At 42.9% G+C, this 25,481-nt stretch carries 20 protein-coding genes; 4 read left to right on the top strand and 16 right to left on the bottom strand.

The genetic code is table 11. The annotated features are described in order from the left end of the window. Positions 1-9 precede the first annotated feature (9 nt). Both secA and hpf read right to left on the bottom strand, forming a co-directional pair. Positions 10-2,577 (bottom strand): preprotein translocase subunit SecA, encoded by a 2,568-nt coding sequence (secA, locus tag LI288_RS12025; protein ID WP_022432718.1) that lies wholly within the window; start codon positions 2,575-2,577, stop codon positions 10-12. A gap of 265 nt (positions 2,578-2,842) precedes the next feature. Next, entirely contained in the window at positions 2,843-3,373 is a 531-nt protein-coding gene (gene hpf / locus LI288_RS12020; protein WP_022432717.1) for a ribosome hibernation-promoting factor, HPF/YfiA family, read from the bottom strand. Positions 3,374-4,051: 678 nt separating this feature from the next. Between hpf and ymfI the strand changes: the two genes are divergently transcribed. Next, positions 4,052-4,780 (top strand): elongation factor P 5-aminopentanone reductase, encoded by a 729-nt coding sequence (gene ymfI, locus LI288_RS12015; RefSeq protein WP_227090569.1) that lies wholly within the window; start codon positions 4,052-4,054, stop codon positions 4,778-4,780. Position 4,781: 1 nt separating this feature from the next. Here the strand turns inward: ymfI and LI288_RS12010 are convergent, their stop codons facing one another. Then, positions 4,782-5,951: a cation diffusion facilitator family transporter gene (locus tag LI288_RS12010; protein WP_227090567.1), complete on the bottom strand. Its 1,170-nt coding sequence runs from the start codon at positions 5,949-5,951 to the stop codon at positions 4,782-4,784. A 365-nt stretch (positions 5,952-6,316) separates the two neighbouring features. Here LI288_RS12010 and LI288_RS12005 point away from each other — a divergent pair, with 365 nt between their 5' ends. Beyond that, positions 6,317-7,765 carry a serine hydrolase domain-containing protein gene (locus tag LI288_RS12005; RefSeq protein ID WP_227090565.1) on the top strand — a complete coding sequence of 483 codons (1,449 nt, stop codon included), beginning with the start codon at positions 6,317-6,319 and terminating at the stop codon, positions 7,763-7,765. A 142-nt stretch (positions 7,766-7,907) separates the two neighbouring features. Here the strand turns inward: LI288_RS12005 and LI288_RS12000 are convergent, their stop codons facing one another. From LI288_RS12000 to LI288_RS11985, 4 genes are read right to left on the bottom strand one after another with little or no spacing between them, the layout of a single operon-like run. Next, positions 7,908-9,059, bottom strand: coding sequence for a CgeB family protein (locus tag LI288_RS12000; RefSeq protein ID WP_022432713.1), 1,152 nt, complete (start codon positions 9,057-9,059; stop codon positions 7,908-7,910). Positions 9,060-9,111: 52 nt separating this feature from the next. After that, positions 9,112-10,113, bottom strand: a complete 1,002-nt coding sequence (locus LI288_RS11995; protein WP_227090563.1) for a tRNA dihydrouridine synthase — start codon at positions 10,111-10,113, stop codon at positions 9,112-9,114. Between the two features lies 1 nt (position 10,114). Further along, positions 10,115-11,929, bottom strand: coding sequence for an ABC transporter ATP-binding protein (locus tag LI288_RS11990; protein ID WP_331464642.1), 1,815 nt, complete (start codon positions 11,927-11,929; stop codon positions 10,115-10,117). A 2-nt stretch (positions 11,930-11,931) separates the two neighbouring features. Further along, positions 11,932-13,659 (bottom strand): ABC transporter ATP-binding protein, encoded by a 1,728-nt coding sequence (locus LI288_RS11985; RefSeq protein ID WP_227090561.1) that lies wholly within the window; start codon positions 13,657-13,659, stop codon positions 11,932-11,934. Between the two features lie 448 nt (positions 13,660-14,107). Between LI288_RS11985 and LI288_RS11980 the strand changes: the two genes are divergently transcribed. Then, positions 14,108-15,001: a LysR family transcriptional regulator gene (locus LI288_RS11980; protein ID WP_227090559.1), complete on the top strand. Its 894-nt coding sequence runs from the start codon at positions 14,108-14,110 to the stop codon at positions 14,999-15,001. A 10-nt stretch (positions 15,002-15,011) separates the two neighbouring features. Here LI288_RS11980 and LI288_RS11975 read toward each other — a convergent pair whose 3' ends face one another. From LI288_RS11975 to thiW, 5 genes are all read right to left on the bottom strand, one after another. Beyond that, a complete protein-coding gene (locus LI288_RS11975; RefSeq protein WP_022432708.1) occupies positions 15,012-15,785 on the bottom strand; it encodes a class I SAM-dependent methyltransferase in 774 nt (257 codons plus the stop codon). Between the two features lie 28 nt (positions 15,786-15,813). Continuing rightward, positions 15,814-17,064, bottom strand: coding sequence for an HlyC/CorC family transporter (locus tag LI288_RS11970; RefSeq protein ID WP_227090557.1), 1,251 nt, complete (start codon positions 17,062-17,064; stop codon positions 15,814-15,816). Positions 17,065-17,307: 243 nt separating this feature from the next. Beyond that, positions 17,308-18,606: an O-acetylhomoserine aminocarboxypropyltransferase/cysteine synthase family protein gene (locus LI288_RS11965; RefSeq protein WP_022432706.1), complete on the bottom strand. Its 1,299-nt coding sequence runs from the start codon at positions 18,604-18,606 to the stop codon at positions 17,308-17,310. Between the two features lie 193 nt (positions 18,607-18,799). Further along, complete coding sequence (gene thiM / locus LI288_RS11960) at positions 18,800-19,624, bottom strand: hydroxyethylthiazole kinase (protein WP_227090554.1); 825 nt, start codon at positions 19,622-19,624, stop codon at positions 18,800-18,802. 24 nt (positions 19,625-19,648) lie between these two features. Then, the gene (gene thiW, locus LI288_RS11955; protein ID WP_022432704.1) at positions 19,649-20,203 is read right to left on the bottom strand and encodes an energy coupling factor transporter S component ThiW; all 555 of its coding nucleotides are present in this window, start codon (positions 20,201-20,203) and stop codon (positions 19,649-19,651) included. A gap of 312 nt (positions 20,204-20,515) precedes the next feature. On the opposite strand from thiW, the gene LI288_RS11950 reads away from it, so the two are divergent. Continuing rightward, positions 20,516-21,841 (top strand): MATE family efflux transporter, encoded by a 1,326-nt coding sequence (locus LI288_RS11950; protein WP_227090553.1) that lies wholly within the window; start codon positions 20,516-20,518, stop codon positions 21,839-21,841. A 57-nt stretch (positions 21,842-21,898) separates the two neighbouring features. On the opposite strand, the gene LI288_RS11945 is transcribed toward LI288_RS11950, so the two are convergent. The 4 genes from LI288_RS11945 to LI288_RS11930 all read right to left on the bottom strand — a co-directional run bounded on the left by LI288_RS11945 (position 21,899) and on the right by LI288_RS11930 (position 25,256). Beyond that, positions 21,899-23,410, bottom strand: coding sequence for a methyl-accepting chemotaxis protein (locus tag LI288_RS11945; RefSeq protein ID WP_227090551.1), 1,512 nt, complete (start codon positions 23,408-23,410; stop codon positions 21,899-21,901). A 22-nt stretch (positions 23,411-23,432) separates the two neighbouring features. After that, positions 23,433-23,804, bottom strand: a complete 372-nt coding sequence (locus LI288_RS11940) for an Hpt domain-containing protein (protein ID WP_022432701.1) — start codon at positions 23,802-23,804, stop codon at positions 23,433-23,435. 178 nt (positions 23,805-23,982) lie between these two features. After that, a complete protein-coding gene (locus LI288_RS11935; protein WP_227090549.1) occupies positions 23,983-24,906 on the bottom strand; it encodes an AEC family transporter in 924 nt (307 codons plus the stop codon). 185 nt (positions 24,907-25,091) lie between these two features. Further along, a complete protein-coding gene (locus tag LI288_RS11930; protein ID WP_227090546.1) occupies positions 25,092-25,256 on the bottom strand; it encodes a hypothetical protein in 165 nt (54 codons plus the stop codon). Positions 25,257-25,481 lie beyond the last annotated feature (225 nt).

Raw genomic sequence — 25,481 nt, 5'->3', positions numbered from 1 at the left:
AATCAATATTTATGCCTGTCTTCCACAGCAGTTTTTATACTTTTTGCCACTGCCGCACGGACACAGGTCGTTTGGATAAACCTTTTTTTCCACACGCTTTACAGGACCTTTTACGGAAGCACCTTCATCTTTATTGGTTCCCGTTACTTTGGCTACCTGCTCACGTTCTACTTTCTGCTCTACCTGAATATGCATGAGCAGTCTTACCGTATCTTCCGTAATCGCAGTTGTCATGGCATCAAACATATCGTAGCCCATCACCTTGTACTGTACAACCGGATCACGCTGTCCGTATGCCTGAAGACCGATACCCTGCTTTAACTGGTCCATATCATCGATATGATCCATCCACTTTCTGTCGATAACCTTTAATAATACGACACGCTCGATTTCACGGATCTGTTCCGGTTCAGGAAACTGTGCTTCTTTGTCTTCATACATTTTCAAAGCCTTTTCCTTTAATGTATGCAGTAATTCATTCTTATTCTTAATCGATTCATCATATACAACCGGTTCTAACGGAATGGTCGGCAGTAATAATTCATTAATTTCTGTGTAATCCCATTCCTTCGGTGAAGCATCTTCTCCGATGCAGCGGTTGACAACACTTTCTACAAAGTCCGTAATCATCTTAATCACAGAGTTACGCATACTTTCGCCGTTTAATACGCGGTTTCTCTCCGCATAAATGATTTCACGCTGTTCATTCATAACCTGATCATACTGTAACAGATGGCTTCGGATACCGTAATTATTGGTTTCAATCTTCTTCTGTGCTTTTTCAATCGCACTGCTTAACATCTTATGCTCAATCCGCTCGTTTTCATCAACGCCGAGTGCATTAAAGACGTTCATTAAACGTTCCTGTCCGAACAGACGCATCAAGTCATCTTCAAGTGAAATGTAAAATCTTGATTCACCCGGATCACCCTGACGTCCTGCACGACCGCGCAGCTGGTTATCAATTCGTCGGGATTCGTGGCGTTCCGTACCGATAATTTTTAAACCGCCTGCTGCCCTTGCTTCTTCATCCAGCTTAATATCCGTACCACGTCCTGCCATATTGGTCGCAATCGTAACTGCACCATGCTTACCTGCCTGCGAAACGATTTCCGCTTCTTTTTCATGGTACTTGGCATTTAACACGTTATGCTGGATACCTTTTTTGCGGAGCATTTCACTTAACAGCTCGGAAGTTTCAATTGTAATCGTACCAACAAGTACCGGCTGTCCCTTTTCATGGGATTCGATAACAGACTCAACAACCGCATTGAATTTGCCTTTTTTTGTCTTGTATACGGCATCTTCTAAATCCACTCTGGCAACCGGTCTGTTCGTCGGCACTTCAACAACGTCCATGTTATAAATTTCACGAAATTCTTTTTCTTCCGTCAGCGCTGTACCGGTCATACCGGCTTTCTTTTCAAATTTGTTAAAGAAATTCTGGAATGTAATGGTTGCAAGGGTCTTACTTTCTCTTTTAACCTTTACGTGTTCCTTCGCTTCAATTGCCTGATGCAGACCGTCTGAATATCTTCGTCCCGGCATGATACGTCCTGTAAATTCATCAACGATTAAAACTTCATCATCTTTTACAACGTAGTCTTTATCCTTAAACATCAGGTTGTGTGCACGCAGTGCCAGTGTCACATTATGCTGGATTTCCAGATTTTCCGGGTCTGCGTAGTTGTCAATGTGGAAGAACTGTTCAACCTTGTGGACACCCTGCTCGGTAAGGTTGACAACCTTGTCCTTTTCATTAACGATAAAGTCACCGTCTTCTTCCATTTCTTCCTGCATGATTGCCTGCATCTTAGTCATCTCGCCCTTGTATTCACCGCGCTGTAACTGGCGTGCAAGGACATCACACAATTCATAAAGCTTCGTAGACTTACCGCTCTGTCCTGAAATGATAAGCGGTGTTCTTGCCTCATCAATTAATACAGAATCGACTTCATCGATGATACAGTACTTGAGATTTCTAAGTACCAGCTGTTCTTTATAAATTGCCATGTTATCACGCAGATAATCAAAACCAAGTTCATTGTTGGTTACATATGTAATATCACAGGCATATGCTGCTTTTCGTTCTTCTTCTTTTAAATCATGAAGGACAATGCCGACCGTCAGTCCTAAAAACTGATGAATCTGTCCCATCCACTCTGCATCTCGCTTTGCAAGATAGTCATTGACAGTAACAACAAGTACGCCTTCTTCTGTCAGGGCATTTAAATATGCCGGAAGGGTACAAACGAGTGTCTTACCTTCACCGGTACGCATCTCTGCAATACGTCCCTGATGCAGAATAATACCACCGATAATCTGTACTCTGTAATGTTCCATGCCAAGGACCCTGCGTCCGGCTTCCCGGACAACCGCATAGGCTTCCGGTAAAATATCATCAAGAGTTTCCCCTTTTTTTAATCTTTCCTTAAATTCTTTGGTCTTTCCTTTTAATTCTTCGTCACTATATGCCATCATTGTGTCACGATAGCTTTCCACTTTGTCAGCAATTGGTGCAATTCTTTTCAGCTCATGCTGGCTGTGTGTTCCAAATAACTTTTGCGCTAATCCCATTTTAATCTCCATTCCGCCGCGCAACCGGCATTTCAATTTCAACGATTGGGCGTATCCCTGATACACTATGCCACATTGCTCTATTGTACCACTCATTCCATAATTAGGCAAGTAAAACGCGCCGCTCTTTCACTGGGATTCCCGCCCTTTCTTCTGTTTTACATAAATTTCACATTATGACTGACATAAAAAACCGGCAGTACGGAAAATCATCCAATCCCGTACTGCCGGCTTCTTTCGCTTATTTATTTAGTTTTATGAAGAACTAATCCAGTTCCGGTTCAATGAGTCCGTATGTGTTGCCTTTTCTCTTATACACGACATTGACTTCTTCTGTTTCTGAATTGAAGAATACATAGAAGTTATGTCCTAATAATTCCATCTGTACACATGCTTCTTCCGGATCCATTGGCTTAATGCCAAATCTCTTTGTACGAATAATCTTTACTTCATCTTCATCATTGTAGTCTTTATCTACAAATTCCTGAGCAAATGCTGCTGCATTCTGATGCTTGTCTACGATCTTATTCTTGTACTTTTTGAGCTGACGTTCGATAACTTCTTCTACCAAATCGATGGAAACATACATATCGCTGCTTACCTGCTCGCTTCTGATAATATTGCCTTTGACCGGAATCGTGACTTCTATTTTTTGTCTTTCCTTCTCAACGCTTAAAGTTACGTTCACTTCTGTTTCTGGAGCAAAGAATCTGTCAAGCTTACCAAGCTTTTCTTCTACTGCTGACTTTAACCCTTCTGTAACATCGATATTTCTTCCTGTAATAATAAAACGCATGATGTCCAACTCCTTTATTGTGTATTTTCATCGTGGTATTGCTAATGAACACCATCTATCTGATGTATTTATTATAACACAATTTTGGATTTAGACAAGCAAATTCACACAATTTATTCTTTTTTATGATATTTTTTATTCAAAAATAAGATGGGCTTTTTTACTGGCTATGCAACAGATTTGTCAAGCCTTTTCGCCCTGTTTTTTTGCGTAAAATTGCGATTTATGATTTTTTAACAAAACATGTATTCTGTTTTACAAACTTATCCCCATTGTGGAAATACACACATTCCATTGTGGATAATGTGGATAACTCTGTGCATAACTTATTTTCACGCAAAAAACGGACTTTTTGCGTGGGGATAACTTCGGAATAATTTGTCAATGAATGTCGATAATTTTTTGAGATGTGTAAAGATGCCTCTTGTTTTTAGCAGAGTTGCACAAGCGCCTTTTTGTCAATTATTTTTTGAGAAATATTTATATTCAAACAACTGTGTGCATTTGTTTGAATCTTTTTTCTTTTTACTGTAAGATATATGATGATATCCGGGTCAAAGCAGAGCGTAGACAAGAGAGTGTACAACACCCTTATCCAGGGGATTTTGATCCGGGATTTGCCGGATATGCGGCATTTACAATATTGAAATTTTTCAGAATCGAGGTTTTATATCAGATATGTGCAAAACAGTTTTAATTACGGGAGCTTCCCGCGGTATCGGCCGCGGCATTGCACTCTCTTTTGCAAAGGAAGGCTGGCAGGTTGCCTTAAACTGTCGTCAGAATGTGAAACAGTTAAATGAAACAAAGGCGCTGGTATGTAAGGGCGGTGCAAAATGTGCTATTTTTCCTGCCGATGTGAGCGACTATACACAAACGGAAAAAATGTTTGGGGATATTAAACAGACCTTTGGTGGTGTAGATATTCTCATAAATAATGCAGGAATTTCTATAATCGGACTTTTTCAGGATTTGTCACGCGCAGACTGGATGCGGCTGATGGATACAAATGTCGGCTCTGTTTATAACTGCTGCCATTTTGCCATTCCGCATATGGTACATGAAAAATGTGGAAAAATCATTAACATTTCTTCAGTCTGGGGGATTGCAGGTGCAAGCTGCGAAGCCGCATACAGCGCTTCTAAAGGAGCTGTTAATGCCTTAACCCGCGCACTGGCAAAGGAACTTGCACCGAGCAATATTCAGGTCAATGCCATTGCCTGCGGTGCAATTGATACAGATATGAATGCTTTTTTAAGCGAAGATGAACGTGCTTCTTTAATAGAAGAAATTCCAGCCGGACGTCTTGGAACACCTGCGGAAGTTGGCTCACTGGTACAGTCTTTATGCAGTGACAGCGGCTATCTTACTGGGCAGGTTATCCAGCTTGACGGCGGATGGATTTGATTTATTTGATATACGACCGCTCAACGGTTACGACAGCAAAGCACTTCGGATTTTTTTTCTGAATGGCATTATGAACCATATCCTGTACCTCTTTGTCGGTATATTTATACTGATGCGGTACAACTAAATCAAAGATGAGATTGGTAAGGTATGGGCCTTTAGTGCTTCTGAAATCGTGAATGCTTAAACGGTCATCAATTTCTGCAATAACTTCCAGCACCATTTCTTTTAATTCTTCCACTTCTTTATCATCATTGACAACCGGATCCATGTGAATGGATATGCCGCAGTGCAGCTGACCGGCTACTCTGTGTTCCGCAATATCAATAATATCATGTGCGGCAAGCAGGTTCATTGTATACGGCACTTCTGCATGAAGGGTAACAAAAACCCTTCCCGGTCCATAATTATGTACAATCAAATCATGGATTCCGATAATATGCTCATCTTCCATAACCAGTTCCTTTAACTGTCTCACAAAAGATTCTTCCGGCGGCTGTCCAAGAAGCGGATAAACCGTTTCTTTAGCTGCCTCAATTCCCGCCATAAAGACAAATACCGCCACTACGGCACCTGCCAGTCCATCGATATTTACTCCGGTAAATGTCGTAATCAGAAGCGATACCAGTACCACACCGGTTGCGATACAGTCGGAAAGACTGTCTGCCGCTGTTGCGCGCATGGCTGCAGAATCAATCCGCTTTCCCAGCGAGGTATTAAAATATGCCATCCAGAATTTTAATGCAATCGAACCCGCCAGAATCACAACCGATACAGCGCTAAATTCCATCGCCTCCGGCTGAAAGATTTTTATAACCGAATCTTTAAACAGTTCAATTGCCATTACGATAATAACTGCCGATACAATCATTCCTGCGATATATTCGATTCTGCCATGTCCAAATGGATGGTCTGTATCCGCCGGCTTGCCTGCCATTTTAAAGCCTGCCAGCGTTACAATGGATGAACCGGCATCGGATAAGTTATTGAAGGCATCTGCCGAAATGGATACGGAACCGGTAATGATACCTGCAAAAAATTTACATGCAAATAAAATCAGGTTGCATATAATTCCTACAATTCCCGCAAAAATCCCGTAGTTTTCCCGCACTTTAATGTCTTTCACATTTTTATAATCCTTTATAAATATTTTTAAAAGTCCTTCACTCATATTTTCCTCTTTTCCGCCTCCATCTTTATTCCACAAATTTTTAGCACCCTCGTATTTATTCGTTATTACTATTATATATACACTATTTTGACAGAATTTCCTAGCAAATTTATATTTTTCCATGTATAATGCTTTATATAAGAAGAAATGCAGGTAAACCTACATAGCATTTTGCTTCGCAAAACAAGGAGGTAAAATCCTCTGCTCCTGCTTAGAGCAGTCGCATTTTGCTTCGCAAAACAAGGAGGTAAAATCCTCTGCTCCTGCTTAGGGCAGTCGCATTTTGCTTCGCAAAACAAGGAGGTAAAATCCTCTGCTCCTGCTTAGAGCAGTCGCATTTTGCTTCGCAAAACAAGGAGGATTGTATGTTTCAACTTTTTCCTACTGCCACTCCGGAGGAGGTCGGCATTGACAGCCAATGGCTGATGAATTTTTGTAAACGGCTGGAAGAACAGCAGCTTCCACTGCACAGTGCCTTGATTATGCGGCACGGAAAGGTGTGCATGGAAACTTACTATAAACCTTATACACGTGATACCCTGCACCGTATGTTTTCCGTCACTAAAAGCTTTGTATCTTTGGGTATCGGACTGCTTGAGGCCGAAGGAAAATTATCCCTTGATGATAAAATTGTGGATTTTTTCCCTGAAAAGCTGCCAAATCCGGGTGTACATCCCTATATAGCGATGATGACAATCCGTGATATGCTCACAATGAGAACCTGTCATGACAAGACAACGTACAAAGCACCTGGCGTTACCGACTGGGTGGCTTCGTTTTTTACCGTACCCCCGACACATGTTCCCGGCACGAATTTTTCCTACGATACTTCATCTACACATACACTTGGCGCATTAGTTGAAAAATTAAGCGGTATGGACCTGCTTTCTTACCTGCGTTTTAAATTTTTGGACGAAATCGGATTCTCTGCCAATGCGTATATTTTAAAAGACCCTAACGGTGTCAGCATGGGCGGTTCGGGACTCTGTGCCACACCGTATGATTTGCTAAAGGTCATTTACCTGATTGCCAATGACGGTGTATGGCAGGGCAAGCAGCTTCTGCCTGCCGGTTATGTCCGTGCAGCAAAATCTATGCAGAGTGACCCTTACGGCAGACAGTCCTCACTTGAAGAATTACAGGGCTATGGCTATCAAATCTGGATGACACGCCATAACGGCTATGTTTTATTCGGCATGGGCGGACAACTTGCACTGTATGTGCCGGATAAAGATATTTTCATGGTAACAACTGCCGATGCACAAGGACGTCAGGGCGGTGTACAGCTCATTTACGAAGCCTTCTGGCATGAAATTTATGACAAAATCGCCACGGATTCCCTGCCTGCTGCCACACCGGAATACACTGCCGCTTTTTTAGAATATTGTAATACAAGAACATTGTTTGTTCTGCCGGGCAGTCTGACTTCACCCGTTTTGGCGGATATCAACGGTATAACTTATCAAATGGATGAAAACATCTGCCAGATGAAGACGATGAAGGTGGATATTGCCACCGAAACCGGACTCGGAACACTGACCTATGAAAATGCTTCCGGTGTCCATACCCTTTCCTTCGGACTGGGTTATAACACCTTCGCTCAGTTCCCGGACTATGATTTAAAATATGCTGCTTCTGCAGCTTTCCGCATGGAAAACACACTACTGGTTAAGATTCAGATTATTGATTCCGCCATCGGCAATCTCTTTTTCAGTCTGAATTTTAAGGGAGATTATGTGACAGTAATGCTCCGAAAAATTGAGGAGAGTTTGTTTGGAGAGTATAATGGGGTCTTTAGTGGACGTAAAATTTAATACAGAGATGTAAGAGAGAGAACCACAAAGGGCCGCCTCAACGTTGTCACTTGACTTCGGCTGCCCTTTGTGGTTCTCTCTATCTACTGTATTGAATTTTCCTATGAGGAATACAGAAAGTTTTTGTACAAGTAATGGTTATTCACAATACAGTCTTTAATATCACGTCAATGCGATGTTCATATGTGTGATATTGTACAATTTTCTTTAAACCGTTTTGTGCGATGGTCTTTCTTTCATCTTCATGGTCCAGATAATATTCTGCCTTGCGCATCATATCGTCTAAGCTGTCATAGTAAACGAGGTCTTTTCCATTTTCAAAGAAATCCCCCAGTTCAATCTGATAATTGGTCAGCAGAAATCCGCCTGCCCCTAAAATATCCCATATCCGCAGCGGCAGTCCCGTTCGGATATTGCGGATTGTAAAATTCATATTAATGTCGGATTCGTGAAAAACCAGCGGCATTTCCTCACGGTAATCCACGCTTTCCTTTACATGCACGCCGCGAAGTCTGTCATCGGTTCTGTCTGTATACAGATTCACCTCAAACCGGGATGCCAATGCATTTAAATTGCGGATACGCTCTTTCTGTGCCGTTTTAAAACCCAGATAAGTTGAAGAAAAGACAAGCTTGATATCGGAAAATGCCGTATCCGACTGATGAAAGTCAATAATTTCACAAAGCCGCTCTAAAATGTCTGCTGTCAACAGACGGTCAAACACATTATCCCCGTATAAATCCAGCTGGGCTTCCATGCATGCATCAAAATAACCCTGTAAATACTCCGGCAGTTTATCTTCAATGGCATCGTATGAATTTTTATAATACAGACCACCGACAAAGGAAATGTCCCCGCGGTATTTTCCCTTTTCTTTTTCGGACGCTGCTTCTATGCAGTTTTTTACGCGCTCTGCGTTAACTGCCAGCGGCAGATAATATACATGTTTCACACCCATCTGCAAAAAACGGTAGTAGTCAAATTTATCAAATAAAAATATGTAATTGCACTCGTTAAAAACCGAGGTGTCAAACATCGTCAGCATCGGTGAATCCACCGTCCATGCAATGTATTTTTTCTGCTGCGCCTGACAGGCATTAGACACCCGTGAAAAATAATTGGCAGAAAAAACAAGGTCGTACTCCGCAACGACTTCTTTGAGTCTTCGGATATCTGTCCCTTTCCGCTCGTCCGGCATTTCCTCGTAATATTCTACTGTATGTCCGAAGCTTTCAAATGCTTCTGCAATATCCTCCTGGTGAAAAACACTCCACCGGTATATTAAAATTTTCATGTTTTCACCTCGCCTTTTATCTTCTTCATATTATAATGCCAGGGTCTGCGGTTTATTTGGTAAACTGTACGGTATCACGTTCTGTGGGTACTGCCTGCGCAAAAAACTCCTGCACGGCAGCTTCATACTCTGCCATATTCCGGGATTTGCGGATTTTTTTGAATGCCTTGTCCGCATTGTCAAAGTACGGCTTCTGATAAAACCACAGCTCTTTCATTTTATGAATCGTATTCTTATCGCCCGACATAATTTTTAGATATTCGTGGTAAATGCGGTCATGAAACTGACGGAGGCGCGCGGTGTCCTCGTGTGTTGTGGCAGTCCTGCTTTCCTCTGCCGCAATCTGCTCTATGAGTGCCGGATTTCCGATAAATCCTCTGCCTATCATCACTCTGTCCGCTGACGGGAAGCGTTCTTTAAAACGCCTGTAATCAGCAATTGTAAAGAGATCGCCGTTGTAGCATACGGGATTTGTGCTTTTTTCCAGTGCCTTTTCAAAATATTCCAGCCGCGGCTTATTTTTATAGTAGTCTTTCTGCACGCGCGGGTGGAGTATCAGTTCCTCAAACGGATAACGGTTATAGATATCTAACAGCTGGTCAAATTCTTCCGGTTCTTCCATGCCGAGCCTTGTCTTTACGGATAATTTCACCTTTTTGTCCGCAAGCAGCTCATTTTCATAAATCTGTGCAAAAAATTCGTCCAGCTCATCGGGTACGGATAAAAAGCCCGCCCCGCGCTTTTTTGCCACAACCGTTCCGGACGGACAGCCCAGATTCAGATTCAGTTCGGTATAGCCTTTTTCATATAAAAGCCGTGCCGCATTTATAAATAAATCGGCACGGTTGGTCATTATCTGTACCGCCAGCGGCATATTGACGTTATTATCCGGATTCATGTCACGCTGTTCCCGCGCCGTAAAACCGTTGGTCTGATTGGGTGAAATAAACGGCACAAAATATTTATCAATCCTGCCTTTTCCGTAAAATTCTTCATAAGCATTTCTGTAAATGTGCCCTGTAACCCCTTCAAGCGGTGCAAAATAAATCTTCATTTTAATCGAGTTCTGCCTTTCCTGTATATAATTCGTAGTAACGGCCTTGTCTTTGCAGAAGCTCTGTGTGCGTTCCGCGTTCAATAATCCTGCCGTGTTCCAGTACCATAATCATATCGGAATTTCGTATCGTTGACAAGCGGTGTGCAATGACAAATGTGGTGCGGTCTTTCATCAGTGCGTCCATGCCTTCCTGAATCTGCCGTTCCGTAATCGTATCAACCGAGCTGGTCGCTTCATCCATCACCAGTACCGGTGCTTTGGAAAGTGCGGCTCTTGCAATATTTAAAAGCTGTCTCTGTCCCTGGCTTAAATTCGCGCCGTCCCCTTCTAATACTGTATCATATCCGTTTTGCAGACGTCGGATAAAGGCATCGGCATTGGCGGTTTTTGCCGCCGCAATCACTTCTTCATCAGCTGCATCCAGTCTTCCGTAGCGGATATTTTCCATGACAGTACCGGTAAATAAATGCGTATCCTGCAAAACAAGTGCGATATTTTCGCGCAGCGACTCCAGCCCGTTTTCCCGGATATCCACACCGTCTATCGTAATCTTTCCTTCCCAGATTTCATAAAAGCGGTTTAACAGATTGGTAATGGTCGTCTTGCCTGCGCCCGTTGAACCGACAAACGCAATTTTTTGTCCTTTTTTTGCATGCAGGCTGATGTCTTTTAAAACCGGCTGATTTTCAAGGTATCCAAACGTCACATGCTCCATGCTGATTTCGCCCTGCACATTTTCAAGCTTTTTACCGGAAATATCTTCGACTTCCAAATCCATAATGTCAAAGACACGTTCTGCGCCCGCAAGTGCCGAAAATACGGTGTTCATCTGCATGGTGATTTCATTAACCGGGCGGGAGAACTGCCTTGCATAGGTCACAAAAATACTCAGACCTCCGACATCAAAACCTTTAAATACACACAGGATTCCGCCAATCATGGCTGTTAGCGCATAGTTTAACTGACCGAGATTTCCCACAACCGGACCCATAATACCGCCGAAAAACTGTGCTTTCTGCTGTTTGTCCCGCAAATCGTAGTTGTATTCCTTAAAAGCTTCAAGGGCTTTGTCTTCATGATTAAATACTTTCACTACGCGCTGGCCCGATACCGTTTCTTCAATGCACGCATTTAATCTGCCCAGAGCTTCCTGCTGTCCCACGTAATATTTTCTGCTCTTTTTAACCAGAAATTTTCCGGCGCTTAAAATGAGCGGCACAATAACCAGCGTAATCAGCGCCAGTAAAATGTTGGTATAAATCATCATGCAGAGCGTACCAATTACAGTAATGATTCCTGATATCAACTGTACAAGAGTGCTGTTTAACATTTCACCGATAACATCGACATCATTGGTATAGCGGCTCATTAAATCTCCTTTGGTATGGGTATCAAAAAAACGTAGCGGCAGCTTTTCCATATGCACAAATAAATCACTGCGCAGGCGCACCAGTGCTTTCTGAGAAAGTACCAGCATAATGCGGTTCTGTAAATACGCTGCCATCACGCCCAACAAATACACCGCCAGCATGACGATTAACGCCCCTGCCAGTTTCTTTAAATCGGCAGATGTTTTTGCCGGAATAATATAGTCATTAATAATCGGTCTTAACATATAGGAAGCGGCAAGCGTACTTACTGTGCCTGCCACAACACACAAAAGTGCTGCCGCCAGCATCCACACATCTTTTTTCATATAAGAAAAAAGCCGCATAACGGTATGCTTCATATTTTTCGGTCTGGCTGCTTTAGCGCCGATTCCGCGGCGGTTCGTACCGCGCATTGCACCTGTTACTCCTCCCATTGGCGGCATAGTTACTCCTCCCTTCCGTTCTGTACATCATAAATTTCACGGTAAACCGGACAGTCTGCAAGCAGCTGTTCATGTGTGCCAAAGCCTGCCGTCTTTCCGTTATCCAGTACCAGTATTTCATCCGCATCCATGACGGAACGGATCCGCTGTGCAATAATAATCTTTGTCATATCCTTGTATTCCGAATGCAGTGCTTCGCGGATCGCGCGTTCTGTCGCCGTATCCACCGCACTGGTGGAATCGTCTAAAATAAGGATTTTCGGACACTTTAATAAAGCTCTTGCAATGCACAGCCGCTGTTTCTGACCACCGGATACGTTATTTCCGCTCTGCTCTAAACGGGTCCGGTAACCGTCTTTAAAACTGTCGATAAACCCTGCTGCCTGTGCATTTTGCGCGGCCTTCCGGACAGCTTTTTCATCGGCATGTTCATCTCCCCATTTTAAATTTTCAGTGATGCTGCCGGAAAAAAGCGTATTGTTTTGCAGCACCATACCGATGCCTTCCCGCAAAGGCTTTAAACCGTAATCCCGCACATTGATTCCATCAACGAGCACCGTCCCCTCATCGGTGTCATACAGGCGGGGTATCATGGACACGAGCGTACTTTTTCCACTTCCGGTCGACCCGATAATGCCAAGGGTCTTTCCGGCTTCCAGTTTAAAACTGATATTCTCAATGACCCATTCGGGACTGTTTTTGTAATATCGGAAGGATACATTTTGAAATTCAACACTGCCCTCACAGACTGCTCTGTCCTTATGTTTCGCATTTTCATCCGTCAGGTCAATCTTTTCATCTAGAACTTCACCGACACGGCGGAAAGATGCTATGGCACGCGCCCAGTTTAAAAATGCAATCGAAAGCATAGTAAGACTGGACATAATCTGCACGATGTAATTGGTAAATGCCGTCAAATCGCCAACCTGCATATTTCCGGCAACAATCATATTACCACCCGACCAGACAACAACCACGGTTGTAATATTCAGTGCCAGTGTCATCAACGGTGTATACAAAAGCATAGTTTTCATTGCCGTCAGATTGGCTTCTTTTAATTGCTGATTTCTTTTTTCAAAACGCATTTCTTCATAGTCGCCCCGCACAAAGGACTTTATCAGCCGGATACCCACCAGTCCTTCCTGAATACAGGAATTGAGTGCATCCAGTTTTTCCTGCAAGGTTCTAAACTGCGGAAACGCACGCCGCATGATGACTACAATAAGGACTGCCAGCACCGGCAGGACGATAATGAATATCGCCGCCAGCTTCGGGCTGATGACAAATGCCATCACCATCGCTCCGATTAAAATGCCTGGCGAGCGCAGACACATTCTGAGTGTCATCATAATCATATTCTGAATCTGTGTGATGTCGTTGGTTAATCTTGTTATTAATGAACCGGTACTGAAATTGTCGATATTCTGAAAGGAAAACTGCTGGATTTTTTCAAATAAATCCATGCGCAGATCCGCGCCGAAATTCATCGCCGCTTTAGAAGCAAACCATGCGCCTAAAACACCGCCAACTGCCATTATTACTGCGATAAACCCCATAATGGCGCCTATTTTTATAATATACACGACATTTCTTTCTGCAATACCCTGATTGATTATCTTTGCAAGCATGTACGGCAGTAACACATCACCGACAACTTCCATCATCATAAAGCAGGGACCTAAAATATAGTATTGTATATAGGGTCTGATATATTTCCAATATCTTTTCACTTGCTGCACCTCATTTCTTTTATATTTATTGTGATTTTGCAATGAAAAGTTTTATAATTTTACTGCACCGGCAGGTCTGCGGGCTATGCTAAGGCCGTCCGGTGCTTTCATTGACAAGTTTATTTTATATGAATTATCGTTGACATTCAATTCATAATTGGGGTATATTTATTCCACTGTGGAATAAAAAGTCAATCATCTAATTACAGGCAATTTAAAAGTCTGCCACTCACCGCAGGGGGAATAAATAAGCAAGCTGCTCAACATAGGGGAATAAATAAGCAATCAGCTCAACGTGTTACTTGACTTCGCCGATTGCTTATTTATTCCCTGCGCTAGGGAGTGGTGGACGAAAGGCTGATGAATTGTCTGAAAGAGCGGGGACACTTTTTATTCCTTGTGTGGGCTTGTTTTTCCTTATATATAATACAATTGGAGGTTTTGTCTAATGAATTTGAATGTTCGGTATCTGGAGGAGTTTGTGACTTTGACGGAGAAGAAGAATTTTTTGGAGGCGGCGGAGTGTCTTTTTATTTCGCAGTCGTGTCTGTCAAAGCACATTAAGAAACTTGAAACTGAAATTGGTGTGGAACTTTTTGAGCGTACAACGCGGACGGTTGTTCTTACGGAGTTTGGACAGATGCTGCTGCCGTATGCGCGAAAGATGGTCGGTCTGGAATATGAATTTGAAAAAAATGTGCGCCGCAAGATTCATCAGGACAGCGGCAATATTGTGCTTGGATCGATTCCTTCAATGAAACAGCACGCGATTACGGCACTGATTGCAGGATTTTTAAATGAGAATCCCGATATGACATTGCAGACGATTGAGGGTGATTCTACATTTGTAAAAGAACTGCTCACGGACGGCAAATGCGATATTGCATTTTTAAGAAGTGAATCGTCTTCTGTGAAGGAATTTAACAGTATCCCTTATATGATTGATTACCTGACCGCCGTGCTTCCTGCTACGCACCCGCTCGCTAAGGCGGATAATCTGCCGTTTGAACAGCTGCGCGGAGAAACGTTTCTGTTATTTCCGGAACATTCTTTTATAAATGATTTGTGTATCCGTGAATGCCGCAATGCCGGATTTGAACCGCACATCGCCTATACCGGAAACCGCGGTGCAACGCTGATTGACCTTGTACGCAACGGTGCCGGGATTACGCTGATGATGCACCACTCTGCCCGGCAGGAAAACGATTCTTCACTTGCATTTATTCCGGTAACGCCCGGTATTTACAGCTATATCAGCTTAAATTATGCAAAAGAAAAACCGCTCTCCCCGCAGGCTGAAAGCTTTGTACGCTATGTCAAGGCGCATAAGCGGGATTTTTAAAGGCAAGCCTTTACTTTCTTAAAATATCCACCGTATGCGCCGCCGCCCCAATTAAGTCCTGCCGCTCACACGTTGATAAATGGTATTGGATAAATAACTCAAATTCTTCCTCAGTCAGACTGTTTAGCACCTGACGCATATAGTTGGCAGGGCCGTCCGGTGTGATAATTTTGATGCGCTCCAGTCCGGCTTCTTGATTTAATGCGTCAATCTGCTCAATCCGCACGTAGTCGTATAAGTCGCTCGGCGCAGACATACACTGAAATTCCTCTGAAATGCGTCCGTCCCTCACACACTCAGCAATATGCTTCTGCTTAAAACCGTATGTTAAAATGCTGTATTCGTTCATGACATATGCCACAAAGATTATGCCGCCTGGCTTTGTCACGCGCTTTGCTTCGCACAGCGCCCGGACTTTGTCTTCCTTGGTAAATAAATGATACATTGGTCCGAATAACAATGTCACATCAAACGTATCATTTTCAAATCGTCTGAGTTTTAACGCATTGCCCTGATAAGCTTTTACACTGCTGTTTTTGGCTTTTAACAGTCCCAAATTGTGCTTTACCAGTTCAACAGCGCTGACATCGTAACCTTCTTCTGCCAGTGCCACCGAATATTTTCCGGTTCCTGCACCGATGTCTAAGATTTTCTTTGTCGTGTCCCCGCCCAGATATTCGTGAATATATTTCATGGACGTAATAAACTCGACTTTTCCATGACGGCTGTCTAACCGCTTTTCTTCGTTAAATTTATTGTAATACTGCTCTAATTCTGTCATCATAATTGCAGCTTCCTCTTTTCTTTTTTCACTATGCACTCTGGCTTTCGGGGCTGATTTCCAGCCTTACCGTATCCACGCGCTTTTCTTTCATGCTCTCTACAGTGAGGTGCATGTTCCGGTAATCTACGGTGTCACCCGCTTCCGGTATACGCTCTAAAAGCTCCATAATCCAGCCACTGACAGTCTGCACATCAAATTCCTGCTCATATCCGAGGGATTCAAACAGGCGCTCGACATTGGTTTTACCTGAAACACGGTACACATTTTCCGATAACGGCTCAACCTCCCGCACGACTTCATCGTGTTCGTCCCAGATTTCTCCGACCAGTTCTTCCAAAATATCTTCTAATGTAAGGATACCGACCGTACAGCCAAATTCATCCACTATCACCGCAATGTGCATATGTTTTACCTGTAATTCTTTTAACAGTTCACTGATGTTTTTATGCTTTGTCGTAAACAGCACCGGCTTTACGGCTTCACGGATTGTCATATCCGAATTATTGACGTAATTGTAAAAATCCTTGTGATATAAAATGCCGACAACATTATCCATGTCTTTTTCATATACCGGCAGGCGGGAATATCCTGTTTTTGCAAATACCTTTGCAATTTCCGGTTTGGATAATGCTACGGACACACCGATGACATCGACACGCGGGGTTAAAATATCTATCGCTTCCAGTTCATTAAACTCAATTGCACTGCGGATTAAGCTTCCTTCCTCTTTATCAATGCCGCCGTCCGCTTCAGCTTCCTGTACAATTGTAAGCAGTTCTTCTTCTGTAATCCCCTTATTATCCTGACTTTTAAAAATGCAGGACAACAGCTTTTTCCACTGGCGGAATAAGAAATTCGCCGGTGACAGTATGTAGATAAATGTTCTTAACAGCGGCGCTGACAACATTGCAACCGTTTCTGCTGATTCCTTTGCAATACTTTTCGGCGACACTTCACCAAATACCAGAATCACCACGGTTGTAATCACGGTTGACAGGGTTGCCCCCACATCTTCACCAAATCCCTTGACACAAAGAATTGTAACAAGTGATGTACAGGTAATATTGACAATATTATTCCCTATCAGAATCGTTGAAAGCAGGCTGTCATAATTTTCTGAAAGCTTTAACACCAGCTTTGCCCGCTTACTCCCCTTTTCCGCCATATTTTTCATACGAATCCTGTTAAGCGAAGAAAACGCTGTTTCTGTCGCTGAAAAGTATGCTGACATCATAATGCAGCAAATAATAATTACCCACGATACAATATCTGTACCCATCTTTAAATAAAACTCCTTTCGCTTATCACACCGGTATTTCCCTAAAACAGCACAAAAAGGCATAGCTGCAAGATTGTATCCGTGCAGCCATGCCTGTATTCATTCGTTCTGATTTAAATTTTTGATTGTTCTGTGGTTAGGTGCCGTATCACCGTCAGCATCGTCCGACATGATAATCCTCCTGAAAATATTATTAGTAACATTTACATTTTATCATAAACCAGCGCGCTGTGCAAGAGTTTTTTATCTTACTGCGGCAAATGCCTCTTCCAGATCATCAATGATATCATCGATATGCTCTGTACCGATTGAAAGACGGATTGTGTTTGGCTTAATGCCCTGATCAAGCAGTTCTTCTTCTGACAGCTGTGAATGTGTTGTAGAAGCCGGATGGATAACAAGGGATTTTACATCTGCTACATTAGCAAGCAGAGAGAATACCTGAAGGTTATCAATGAACTTCTTTGCTTCTTCAGCGCCGCCCTTAATTTCAAATGTGAAGATTGAACCGCCGCCGTTCGGGAAGTATTTTTCATATAAATCATGTGTCGGTGCATCCGGTAATGATGGGTGGTTGACCTTTTCTACCTGTGGGTGCTTTGATAAATAATCTACAACCTTTAACGCATTTTCCACATGACGTTCTACACGCAGTGAAAGTGTTTCAAGTCCCTGAAGAAAGATAAATGCGTGGATTGGAGAAAGGGTAGCACCTGTATCTCTGAGAAGAATTGCACGGATTTTTGTAACAAATGCTGCCGGACCTGCTGCCTTTGTGAAGCTGATGCCGTGGTAGCTTGGGTTTGGTTCAACCAGTGACGGGAATTTGCCGGATGCTTCCCAGTCAAACTTACCGCTGTCTACAATAACACCACCGATGGTTGTTCCGTGTCCGCCGATAAACTTTGTTGCTGAATGAACAACGATATCTGCGCCATATTCGATTGGACGGATAAGGTATGGTGTACCAAATGTATTATCAATTACAAGCGGAATCTTGTTTTCGTGTGCAATCTTTGCAATTTCTTCGATATCAACGACATTGGAATTTGGATTGCCGAGTGTTTCGATGAATACTGCCTTTGTGTTGTCCTGAATGGCATTTCTGATTTCATCTAAGTTGTTGGCATCTACGAATGTTGTTGTAATGCCGTATGCCGGTAATGTATGCTCTAACAGGTTGTATGTACCGCCGTAGATTGTCTTTGAAGCTACGATATGGTCGCCTGCCTGTGCAAGATTCTGGAATGTATAAGCGATTGCTGCCGCACCGGAAGCTACTGCAAGCGCTGCTACACCGCCTTCAAGTGCTGCAATTCTCTGTTCAAAAATGTCTTCTGTCGGATTGGTTAATCTTCCGTAAATGTTACCGGCATCTGTCAGTCCGAATCTTGCAGCTGCATGTTCGCTATTGTGGAACACATAAGAAGAGGTCTGGTAAATCGGCACAGCTCTTGAATCTGTAACCGGATCTGCGCTTTCCTGTCCTACGTGAAGCTGCTTTGTTTCAAATTTTAAATTTCTTTCTTTTAATGTACTCATATTGTCCTCCATTCTGCCGCCTGCTTACACGGCTTTCAAAATCATTTTTTATTTTTATGTTGTCTGTATGCCTTTCCTGTTTTGTTATTCATACTTAACAAGTAGGTCATGTATGTTTTCTATGTCTAAGATATTAGCACGGAAATCCGGCTTTGACAAATATACAAAAATAATAGTGCGTTATAGGTATTACCTATAACGCACGTTGTATCTGTAAATACTGTTCCAACTGCGCATCCGACAGTGTGGATAACTGATTGATTAATTCAATATGGTACGTTCCCATGCCGCGGCTTTTGTCTGCGAGCTCTCCGCAGATACCGAGCGTTCCTGCCGAAAGCAGACATGCTGTAAGCGGGTCTGTTACGGAAAGGTATGTTGCCGTAATGACATTGAGCATGCAGCCTGTTCCCGTGACTTTGGATAGCTCTGCCACGCCATTTTTTACAAACCACACCTGACTGCCGTCCGAGATGATATCGACCGCCCCGCTTGCCATGGCAACGGCATGTGCCTTTTTTGCATAGCTACAAACCAGTTGTCCGGTCTTTTGTAACTTCTGTGTATCCTTTCCGTTTACACTGTCTTTTTGACCGACATCAATTCCCTGTGCCGCGTTGTCCACTCCCGCAAGCGCTTTGATTTCAGACAAATTGCCTTTAATGACACACGGTGTGCACTCACGGATAAACCTTTGTGCCAGCTCCATGCGCAAGGCAGAGCATGCCGCACCGACCACATCTATCACGCAGGGTATCTGCGCATTTTTAGCCACTCCACCGGATATAAATATGGATTCTGCCCTTGCATCGGTAATGTTACCGAGGTTGACTGCCAATGCCTTTGCAAGTGCCGTGATTTCATGGACTTCCTTCGGGTGTTCTGCCATAATCGGCTTTGCCCCCAGCGCCAACACTACATTGGCACAGTCATTGATTGAAATAGGATTGGTAATGCAGTGTATGAGCGGTGCCTGACTGATGACCGCTTCTTTTGCTTTTTTCATCTTTTCAAGCATTTTTGTATTTCCTTCCTTTTTGTTTTACTGTTTAAGGCTGCTTTCTGCCTGTTTTACTTTGTCATAAACCTGTGTTCCCAATGCCTGCTGGAACTTTGTCAGCAGTTTCATGCGCTGTAACTGCTTTAAGAATAAAAAGGCGATACTGCCGCCGATTAATGTTCCCGCTATAAAGGACGGCACGTAAAACAGCCATGTAAGCCCGGTTCTGCCCCATAACAGCGCCATAACCGGATATGATACAATTGCACCGATAATGCCTGTACCGATGACTTCACCTAAAAATGCAAAAATAATCTTTCCCTTCGACGCCCGGTATAAAATGCCTGACAGCGCTGCGCCGAATACCGCCCCCGTCAGTGCAAGCGGCGGAATGCCCATAAATGCCATGCGGATAAGTCCAATTGCCAATGCGCATAGAAACGCATACCACGGACCTAATAAGACGGCACAGGTAACATTGATAAAATGTGCCATCGGACACATTCCCTCAATCCGCAGTAACGGTGAAATCACCACTCCGACTGCCACCATCATTGCCCAGAATATCATTTTTGTTAATTTCGTGTTTTGTACCATTTTCTGCTCCATTTCTGTAAACCTTCTTCAATTTCTTTTGCGGCTAAAACCTTTGCTTTCTATTATAGCATACTTTTAGGCCCTGCCTTGCTTTTTTTCGGGCTTTATGCTAAAATAACCACACTAAAACAACGTGTGGATTTTTATAGTTTATCTTTTTTCGCCACACAATTATCCTTGTACGGGGTAATTGTGTGGCGTTTTTTTTGCCGCACGGCTGCTTTGTGTTACAGACGGCGCAGCGCAGTTTATTACGGGTTTCAATAAAATGATTAAACCTTTTTAAGAATCGTCTGCAGAATGGAGTATTTTATGAATCAGTCTTTTATGAAAGAAAAACCGGTATTTCCACTGCTGACAAGCATGGCACTTCCTATGGTAATTTCCATGCTTGTAAATTCCTTATACAATATTATTGACAGCTTTTTCGTGGCGCAAATCAGTGAGCAGGCAATGACGGCACTGTCGCTGGTGTATCCGGTTCAGAATTTAATCAATGCTATTGCAATCGGTTTCGGAGTCGGCATGAATGCCCTGATTGCACTATGCCTTGGAGCAGGCGATGTCAAAAATGCCGACCGCGCCGCAACACACGGTATGCTGTTTTCGGTTGTGCATGGCATTGTAATTACCGTTGTAAGCATCGGTATCATGCCTTTTTTCTTATCCCTTTTTACAAAGGATACCGAAGTTTTACAGCTTGGCACACGGTATGCTTCAATTGCATTTTCATTTTCCCTGATTATCATGCTCGGACTTGCATTTGAAAAGATTTTTCAGGCAGTCGGCAACATGAAAATCACTATGGCGGCTCTGCTATGCGGCTGTATTACCAATATTATATTAGACCCTCTGCTGATTTTCGGCATCGGTTTTCTGCCGCGGCTTGGCATTGCCGGTGCAGCACTTGCAACCGGTATCGGTCAGATTGTAACATTAAGTATTTACCTTGTCGTATATTTTTCACGTCCGCTTCCGGTGCATATCCGCCGCTGTTATTTAAAACCGCACGGTGCAACCGACAAAAAGCTATATGCAATCGGCGTGCCTGCCATTTTAAATCTGGCTCTGCCGTCCCTGCTGGTTTCTTTCTTAAATGCACTGCTGGCGGGATTTTCACAGAGTTATGTTGTTGTTCTGGGAATTTACTATAAATTACAGACCTTTTTATATCTGCCTGCCAACGGCATTATCCAGGGTATGCGCCCGATTATCGGCTACAATTACGGTGCGCGTGAAATGAAGCGCGTAAAAAAGATTTACGATACTACGCTTGCCATGACCGCCGCCATGATGCTTGCAGGCACTTTGGGCTGTCTGTTTGCCGCAAAGCCGCTGATTGCGCTTTTTACCGCAAATCCCGAAACGATTGCGCTCGGCACACGCGCCCTGCACATTATCTGTCTGGGCTTTATCGTATCCGCGGTTTCTGTTACGGCTTCCGGCGCTTTGGAGGGGCTTGGTAAAGGATTTTCTTCTTTTATCATTTCGCTTCTGCGCTATGTAGCGGTGATTATTCCTGCCGCCTTTATTTTGTGCCACACCGCCGGACCTTCTTTTGTATGGCATGCCTTCTGGATTACGGAAGCACTGACTGCCGTTGTTGCCGCATTTGTCTATAGACAGGCTTCTAAATAAGTAAAAGCCGCATCTGTGTCCGGACTTTTAAAGTCCACTCATGGATGCGGCTTCTTTTTATTCTTGTGCCTGATAGGTATTTAATTTTTCTGAAACGGAAAGAACACCGGTTAAAAGCTTCTGCGCATTTTCCGCATTTTCAAGATTCTGATTGCTCAGATTTTCTGCCTGTGTGGATGCGGCAGTCACTTCTTCTGCCGTTGCCGAAATCTGCATAATATTTTCTACAATCCGATCATTCGCCTGCTTTAAGCTGTTTAACATGCTGTCCATATGCTCGATATTTTCAATCATCTTGGACATATTGCCGCTCATTCCGCTAAAGCTCTCCGATGCATTCTGAATCATATCATTCTGCACCTGTGCGGCTTCTACCGACTGCGTTACGGCATCGGATGCCGCATTGGTTCCGTCAGAAAGTTCTTCAAGAATCTTTGCAATATTCTCGGTTTCTTTTCTGCTTTCTTCTGCAAGATTACGAATCTGGTCCGCTACAACTGCAAACCCTTTTCCGGCTTCGCCCGCTCTTGCACTTTCAATGGAGGCATTTAACGCCAGCAGATTAGTCTGTGATGAAATCGAAAAGATTGTATCGACAATGCCTTTTACGGCTTCTGTACGCTCTTTTAACGTATTCATCAGCGTTGCTACATCTTCATTTGTCGCAGCAATGACTTCTGCCTGTGTCTTTAAATGATTCATCGCATTAATACTGCTTTCATTGAGTGTACCGGACTCTTTGGCTACCTGCACCATTTCTTCTGCATACTGCAGTGTTGTTCCAATCGATTCCTGAATATTCCGGCTCATCTCGGTCTGTGTCTGGATATTTTCTGCGGTATTCTGGTTACTGCCTGCAATATCCTGCATGGTCTGTCCAACCACCTTTGTCGAAGCATTTAAATCATTGACGATATTCATGGCATTCTGTGTGCCTTCCGAAACCTCATGTGCCACCTCTAAAATGTCACGGACCATCACCTTCTGCTTTTCATGCTGTTCCTTTAAACTACCCTCTGTATCCCTTTTAAACTGCTCGGCAACACTCGTGATTGCATAAATTAACACAATGAGCAGTCCGATTGCAAATGTCGCATAAATATGGTCAATTGCCACTTCTTTCGGATATGCGTGCTGTACACCGATTCTGATAATATTGACAAATACATTTAATGCAAAATAAATACCGCCCGTAACGGCAACATTTTTCTTGTCGTACAGCAGTACATAGCCGCAAAACGGAATTGCCGCAATAAATCTTACATAATAGCTGTCGTAAGCGTATGCCATTAAAAATGCAATGACTACAAAACATATAAACGCTATCTTTCTTGACCGGGACTGTGACTTGTCCTTTCTTGTTGAAAGGAAATTAATCGCCATCGCTATCAGTGTCAGAACGCTGAGCAGCCCTGTATAACCAAGTGTCCGTACGCCTCTGAAATACGATTCCCAGCTCACACTTAAAATTACAATATAAAATATGGTATAGCCTGTTGCTAAAAATGAATTGACCCTCTTTAGCTGTTCTTTTTCATCGGCGAACCGATACTTCTTTTTTTCTTCCATGTTCATCCTCCATTGTGCAGGTTTAAACGCTCCTGTTCTGTCCCTGCATGATTACGTGTATTATATCTACAACTTTCTGATATTCTTTGGTAACTTCCTGATATAACGGATCAATATCAACTGATGGTTCACCGTAACGCACTGCATCACACAAATTTTGTGCTGCTTTCTGCAATGCCGTCAAACCCAGATTCAGCGCCATACCTTTTAAATCATGGACACATTTAAAAATTTCCTGATCATTTTTGGCATTTACCGCTTCGGATAATTTCTCATAAGTGGTATCACTTAAGAACAGCTCAAGAAATTTTACAATTCTCTCATCTGTCTTTAAACGCTTCAACACATTCTCATAATTGCCCTGTATCTGCTGATAACACTCCTGTACCGTCATTGTGTTGCTCCCCTTTATCACATTTTTCACTTGTTTTAGTATACAAATTTTTCCAGTCGTTTGCAACTGCTATTTTGTGTTTTTCCTTTTATTTTACATGGATTTTACTGTTCATTTATTCTATTTTAATCTCTATTCTGCCGGCTGCTGCTTATATATCTCCAGCGCTTGTCTGCTTTTACGCCGCGCCAAGCAGGCGGATTGCAAGCACGGACAGCACAGGAATCGATACTGCCGATAATACGGTTGTCACCACAAAGATTTCAGAGGCGTATTTTGCGTCTTTTCCGTAACGCTCCGCAAACATAATCGCCGATGCGCCCGCCGGGCACGCCATGCCGATAAATACGGTAAATGCAATATGAAATTCCAAATGTAACAGCCACAATGCCGCAAGTCCCACGAGCGGATATAAAATGAGCTTGACGGCGCAGAGCAGATACAGCCGCTTATTCTGCAGGCTTTTTAAAAGATTTCCCTGTGCCAGATTGGCTCCTGCGATAATCATGGCAAGCGGTGTATTCATATTCCCAATCATCTGTATGGGATTTGCAAGCACCTCCGGCAGGCGCAGCTGTGTGACAAAGCAGACAACGCCTGCAAATATCGCAATAATGGTCGGTGTCAGCAGATTTTTACACATTTCCTTAAAACTGCCCGCACTGCCCATAACCAGTACACCGTGTGTCCACAGCAGTAAATTAAAGACGGTCAGATATGCTGTCATGTAAAAAATGCCTTCCGAACCGATAATACCGTTAATTAACGGCAGTCCGATAAAGCCGCTGTTGGAATAGATGACGGCTATTTTTTCTACGGGTGTACGCTCTCCTTTTTTGCGGAATAACAGCTCTGATAATACGATTGTGACCGCAAATGTGGCTGCGGACGCCGCCAGTGTCCAAAGCAGTCCGTAAAACAGCCGCATTTCAAATTCCATTTGGTAGGACTGGAATATGAGCAGCGGCGATATAAACATTAATAACAGGTTGGATAACTTCGGAACGGTTTTATCATCTATCAGTCCTGCTTTGTAGACGATTACCCCGCCAAGAAGTATCAGAAACATTTCTATGATTTTTTCAGTTACAACTGCTGCCATGATGATGTGCCTTTCTTTACAAATAGTCCGGATTATTATAACACGCTTTGGCATTGATTCGCAATTTTTATGTTCTAATTGTAATATTGAAATTTGCATGATACAAGGGGATTGCAACTAGATTATCGAACCTTTATTAATATAAATGAAGAAGATACTTCACAATCGAAGTATCTCTTTCATCACTATCTTAGTTTTTGATATTCTTCAAGCGCATATCCATCCGTCATTCCTGCAATATAATCCGCATTCGTATATTTACCAACTTTATCAAAAAAAGTTGTTATTGTACTTTCCCCTGAGCCATTTGGTCCTGCTAAAACAAGAATCATCGGTTTTCTATTCTGCATACTTTCTTTCTCCATTTGCATACTCAACATAAGCCCGCTTCTCTTCTTCTCTGGATACAACTTTTATAATTCTACCGCTTTTTGTGTTTACAGTTGTCATATAAACACTCCTTCCGTTTTGATTAATATTTAAATATTTTATCACTTATACTTGATAACCTATTATCATAATATTTATTTTATCACAGTTCACATAAAAAAACACCCCAGAACCGAAATTCTGAG

This window comes from Lachnospira pectinoschiza (genome assembly GCF_020564355.1).
Taxonomy (GTDB): domain Bacteria; phylum Bacillota; class Clostridia; order Lachnospirales; family Lachnospiraceae; genus Lachnospira; species Lachnospira intestinalis.
This window is presented reverse-complemented; position numbering and strand designations above follow the sequence as displayed.

What these genes read in the sequence shown, in the direction of transcription:
- LI288_RS11970 (WP_227090557.1), bottom strand. Translation starts at nt 17,064, where the DNA reads ATGGGTACAGATATTGTATCGTGGGTAATTATTATTTGCTGCATTATG.
- LI288_RS11980 (WP_227090559.1), top strand. Translation starts at nt 14,108, where the DNA reads ATGAATTTGAATGTTCGGTATCTGGAGGAGTTTGTGACTTTGACGGAG.
- LI288_RS12010 (WP_227090567.1), bottom strand. Translation starts at nt 5,951, where the DNA reads ATGAGTGAAGGACTTTTAAAAATATTTATAAAGGATTATAAAAATGTG.
- LI288_RS11965 (WP_022432706.1), bottom strand. Translation starts at nt 18,606, where the DNA reads ATGAGTACATTAAAAGAAAGAAATTTAAAATTTGAAACAAAGCAGCTT.
- LI288_RS11990 (WP_331464642.1), bottom strand. Translation starts at nt 11,929, where the DNA reads ATGCCGCCAATGGGAGGAGTAACAGGTGCAATGCGCGGTACGAACCGC.
- LI288_RS12000 (WP_022432713.1), bottom strand. Translation starts at nt 9,059, where the DNA reads ATGAAAATTTTAATATACCGGTGGAGTGTTTTTCACCAGGAGGATATT.
- LI288_RS11975 (WP_022432708.1), bottom strand. Translation starts at nt 15,785, where the DNA reads ATGATGACAGAATTAGAGCAGTATTACAATAAATTTAACGAAGAAAAG.
- LI288_RS11945 (WP_227090551.1), bottom strand. Translation starts at nt 23,410, where the DNA reads ATGGAAGAAAAAAAGAAGTATCGGTTCGCCGATGAAAAAGAACAGCTA.
- ymfI (WP_227090569.1), top strand. Translation starts at nt 4,052, where the DNA reads ATGTGCAAAACAGTTTTAATTACGGGAGCTTCCCGCGGTATCGGCCGC.
- secA (WP_022432718.1), bottom strand. Translation starts at nt 2,577, where the DNA reads ATGGGATTAGCGCAAAAGTTATTTGGAACACACAGCCAGCATGAGCTG.
- thiM (WP_227090554.1), bottom strand. Translation starts at nt 19,624, where the DNA reads ATGCTTGAAAAGATGAAAAAAGCAAAAGAAGCGGTCATCAGTCAGGCA.
- LI288_RS11930 (WP_227090546.1), bottom strand. Translation starts at nt 25,256, where the DNA reads ATGCAGAATAGAAAACCGATGATTCTTGTTTTAGCAGGACCAAATGGC.
- LI288_RS11995 (WP_227090563.1), bottom strand. Translation starts at nt 10,113, where the DNA reads ATGAAGATTTATTTTGCACCGCTTGAAGGGGTTACAGGGCACATTTAC.
- LI288_RS11940 (WP_022432701.1), bottom strand. Translation starts at nt 23,804, where the DNA reads ATGACGGTACAGGAGTGTTATCAGCAGATACAGGGCAATTATGAGAAT.
- thiW (WP_022432704.1), bottom strand. Translation starts at nt 20,203, where the DNA reads ATGGTACAAAACACGAAATTAACAAAAATGATATTCTGGGCAATGATG.
- LI288_RS11950 (WP_227090553.1), top strand. Translation starts at nt 20,516, where the DNA reads ATGAATCAGTCTTTTATGAAAGAAAAACCGGTATTTCCACTGCTGACA.
- LI288_RS12005 (WP_227090565.1), top strand. Translation starts at nt 6,317, where the DNA reads ATGTTTCAACTTTTTCCTACTGCCACTCCGGAGGAGGTCGGCATTGAC.
- hpf (WP_022432717.1), bottom strand. Translation starts at nt 3,373, where the DNA reads ATGCGTTTTATTATTACAGGAAGAAATATCGATGTTACAGAAGGGTTA.
- LI288_RS11935 (WP_227090549.1), bottom strand. Translation starts at nt 24,906, where the DNA reads ATGGCAGCAGTTGTAACTGAAAAAATCATAGAAATGTTTCTGATACTT.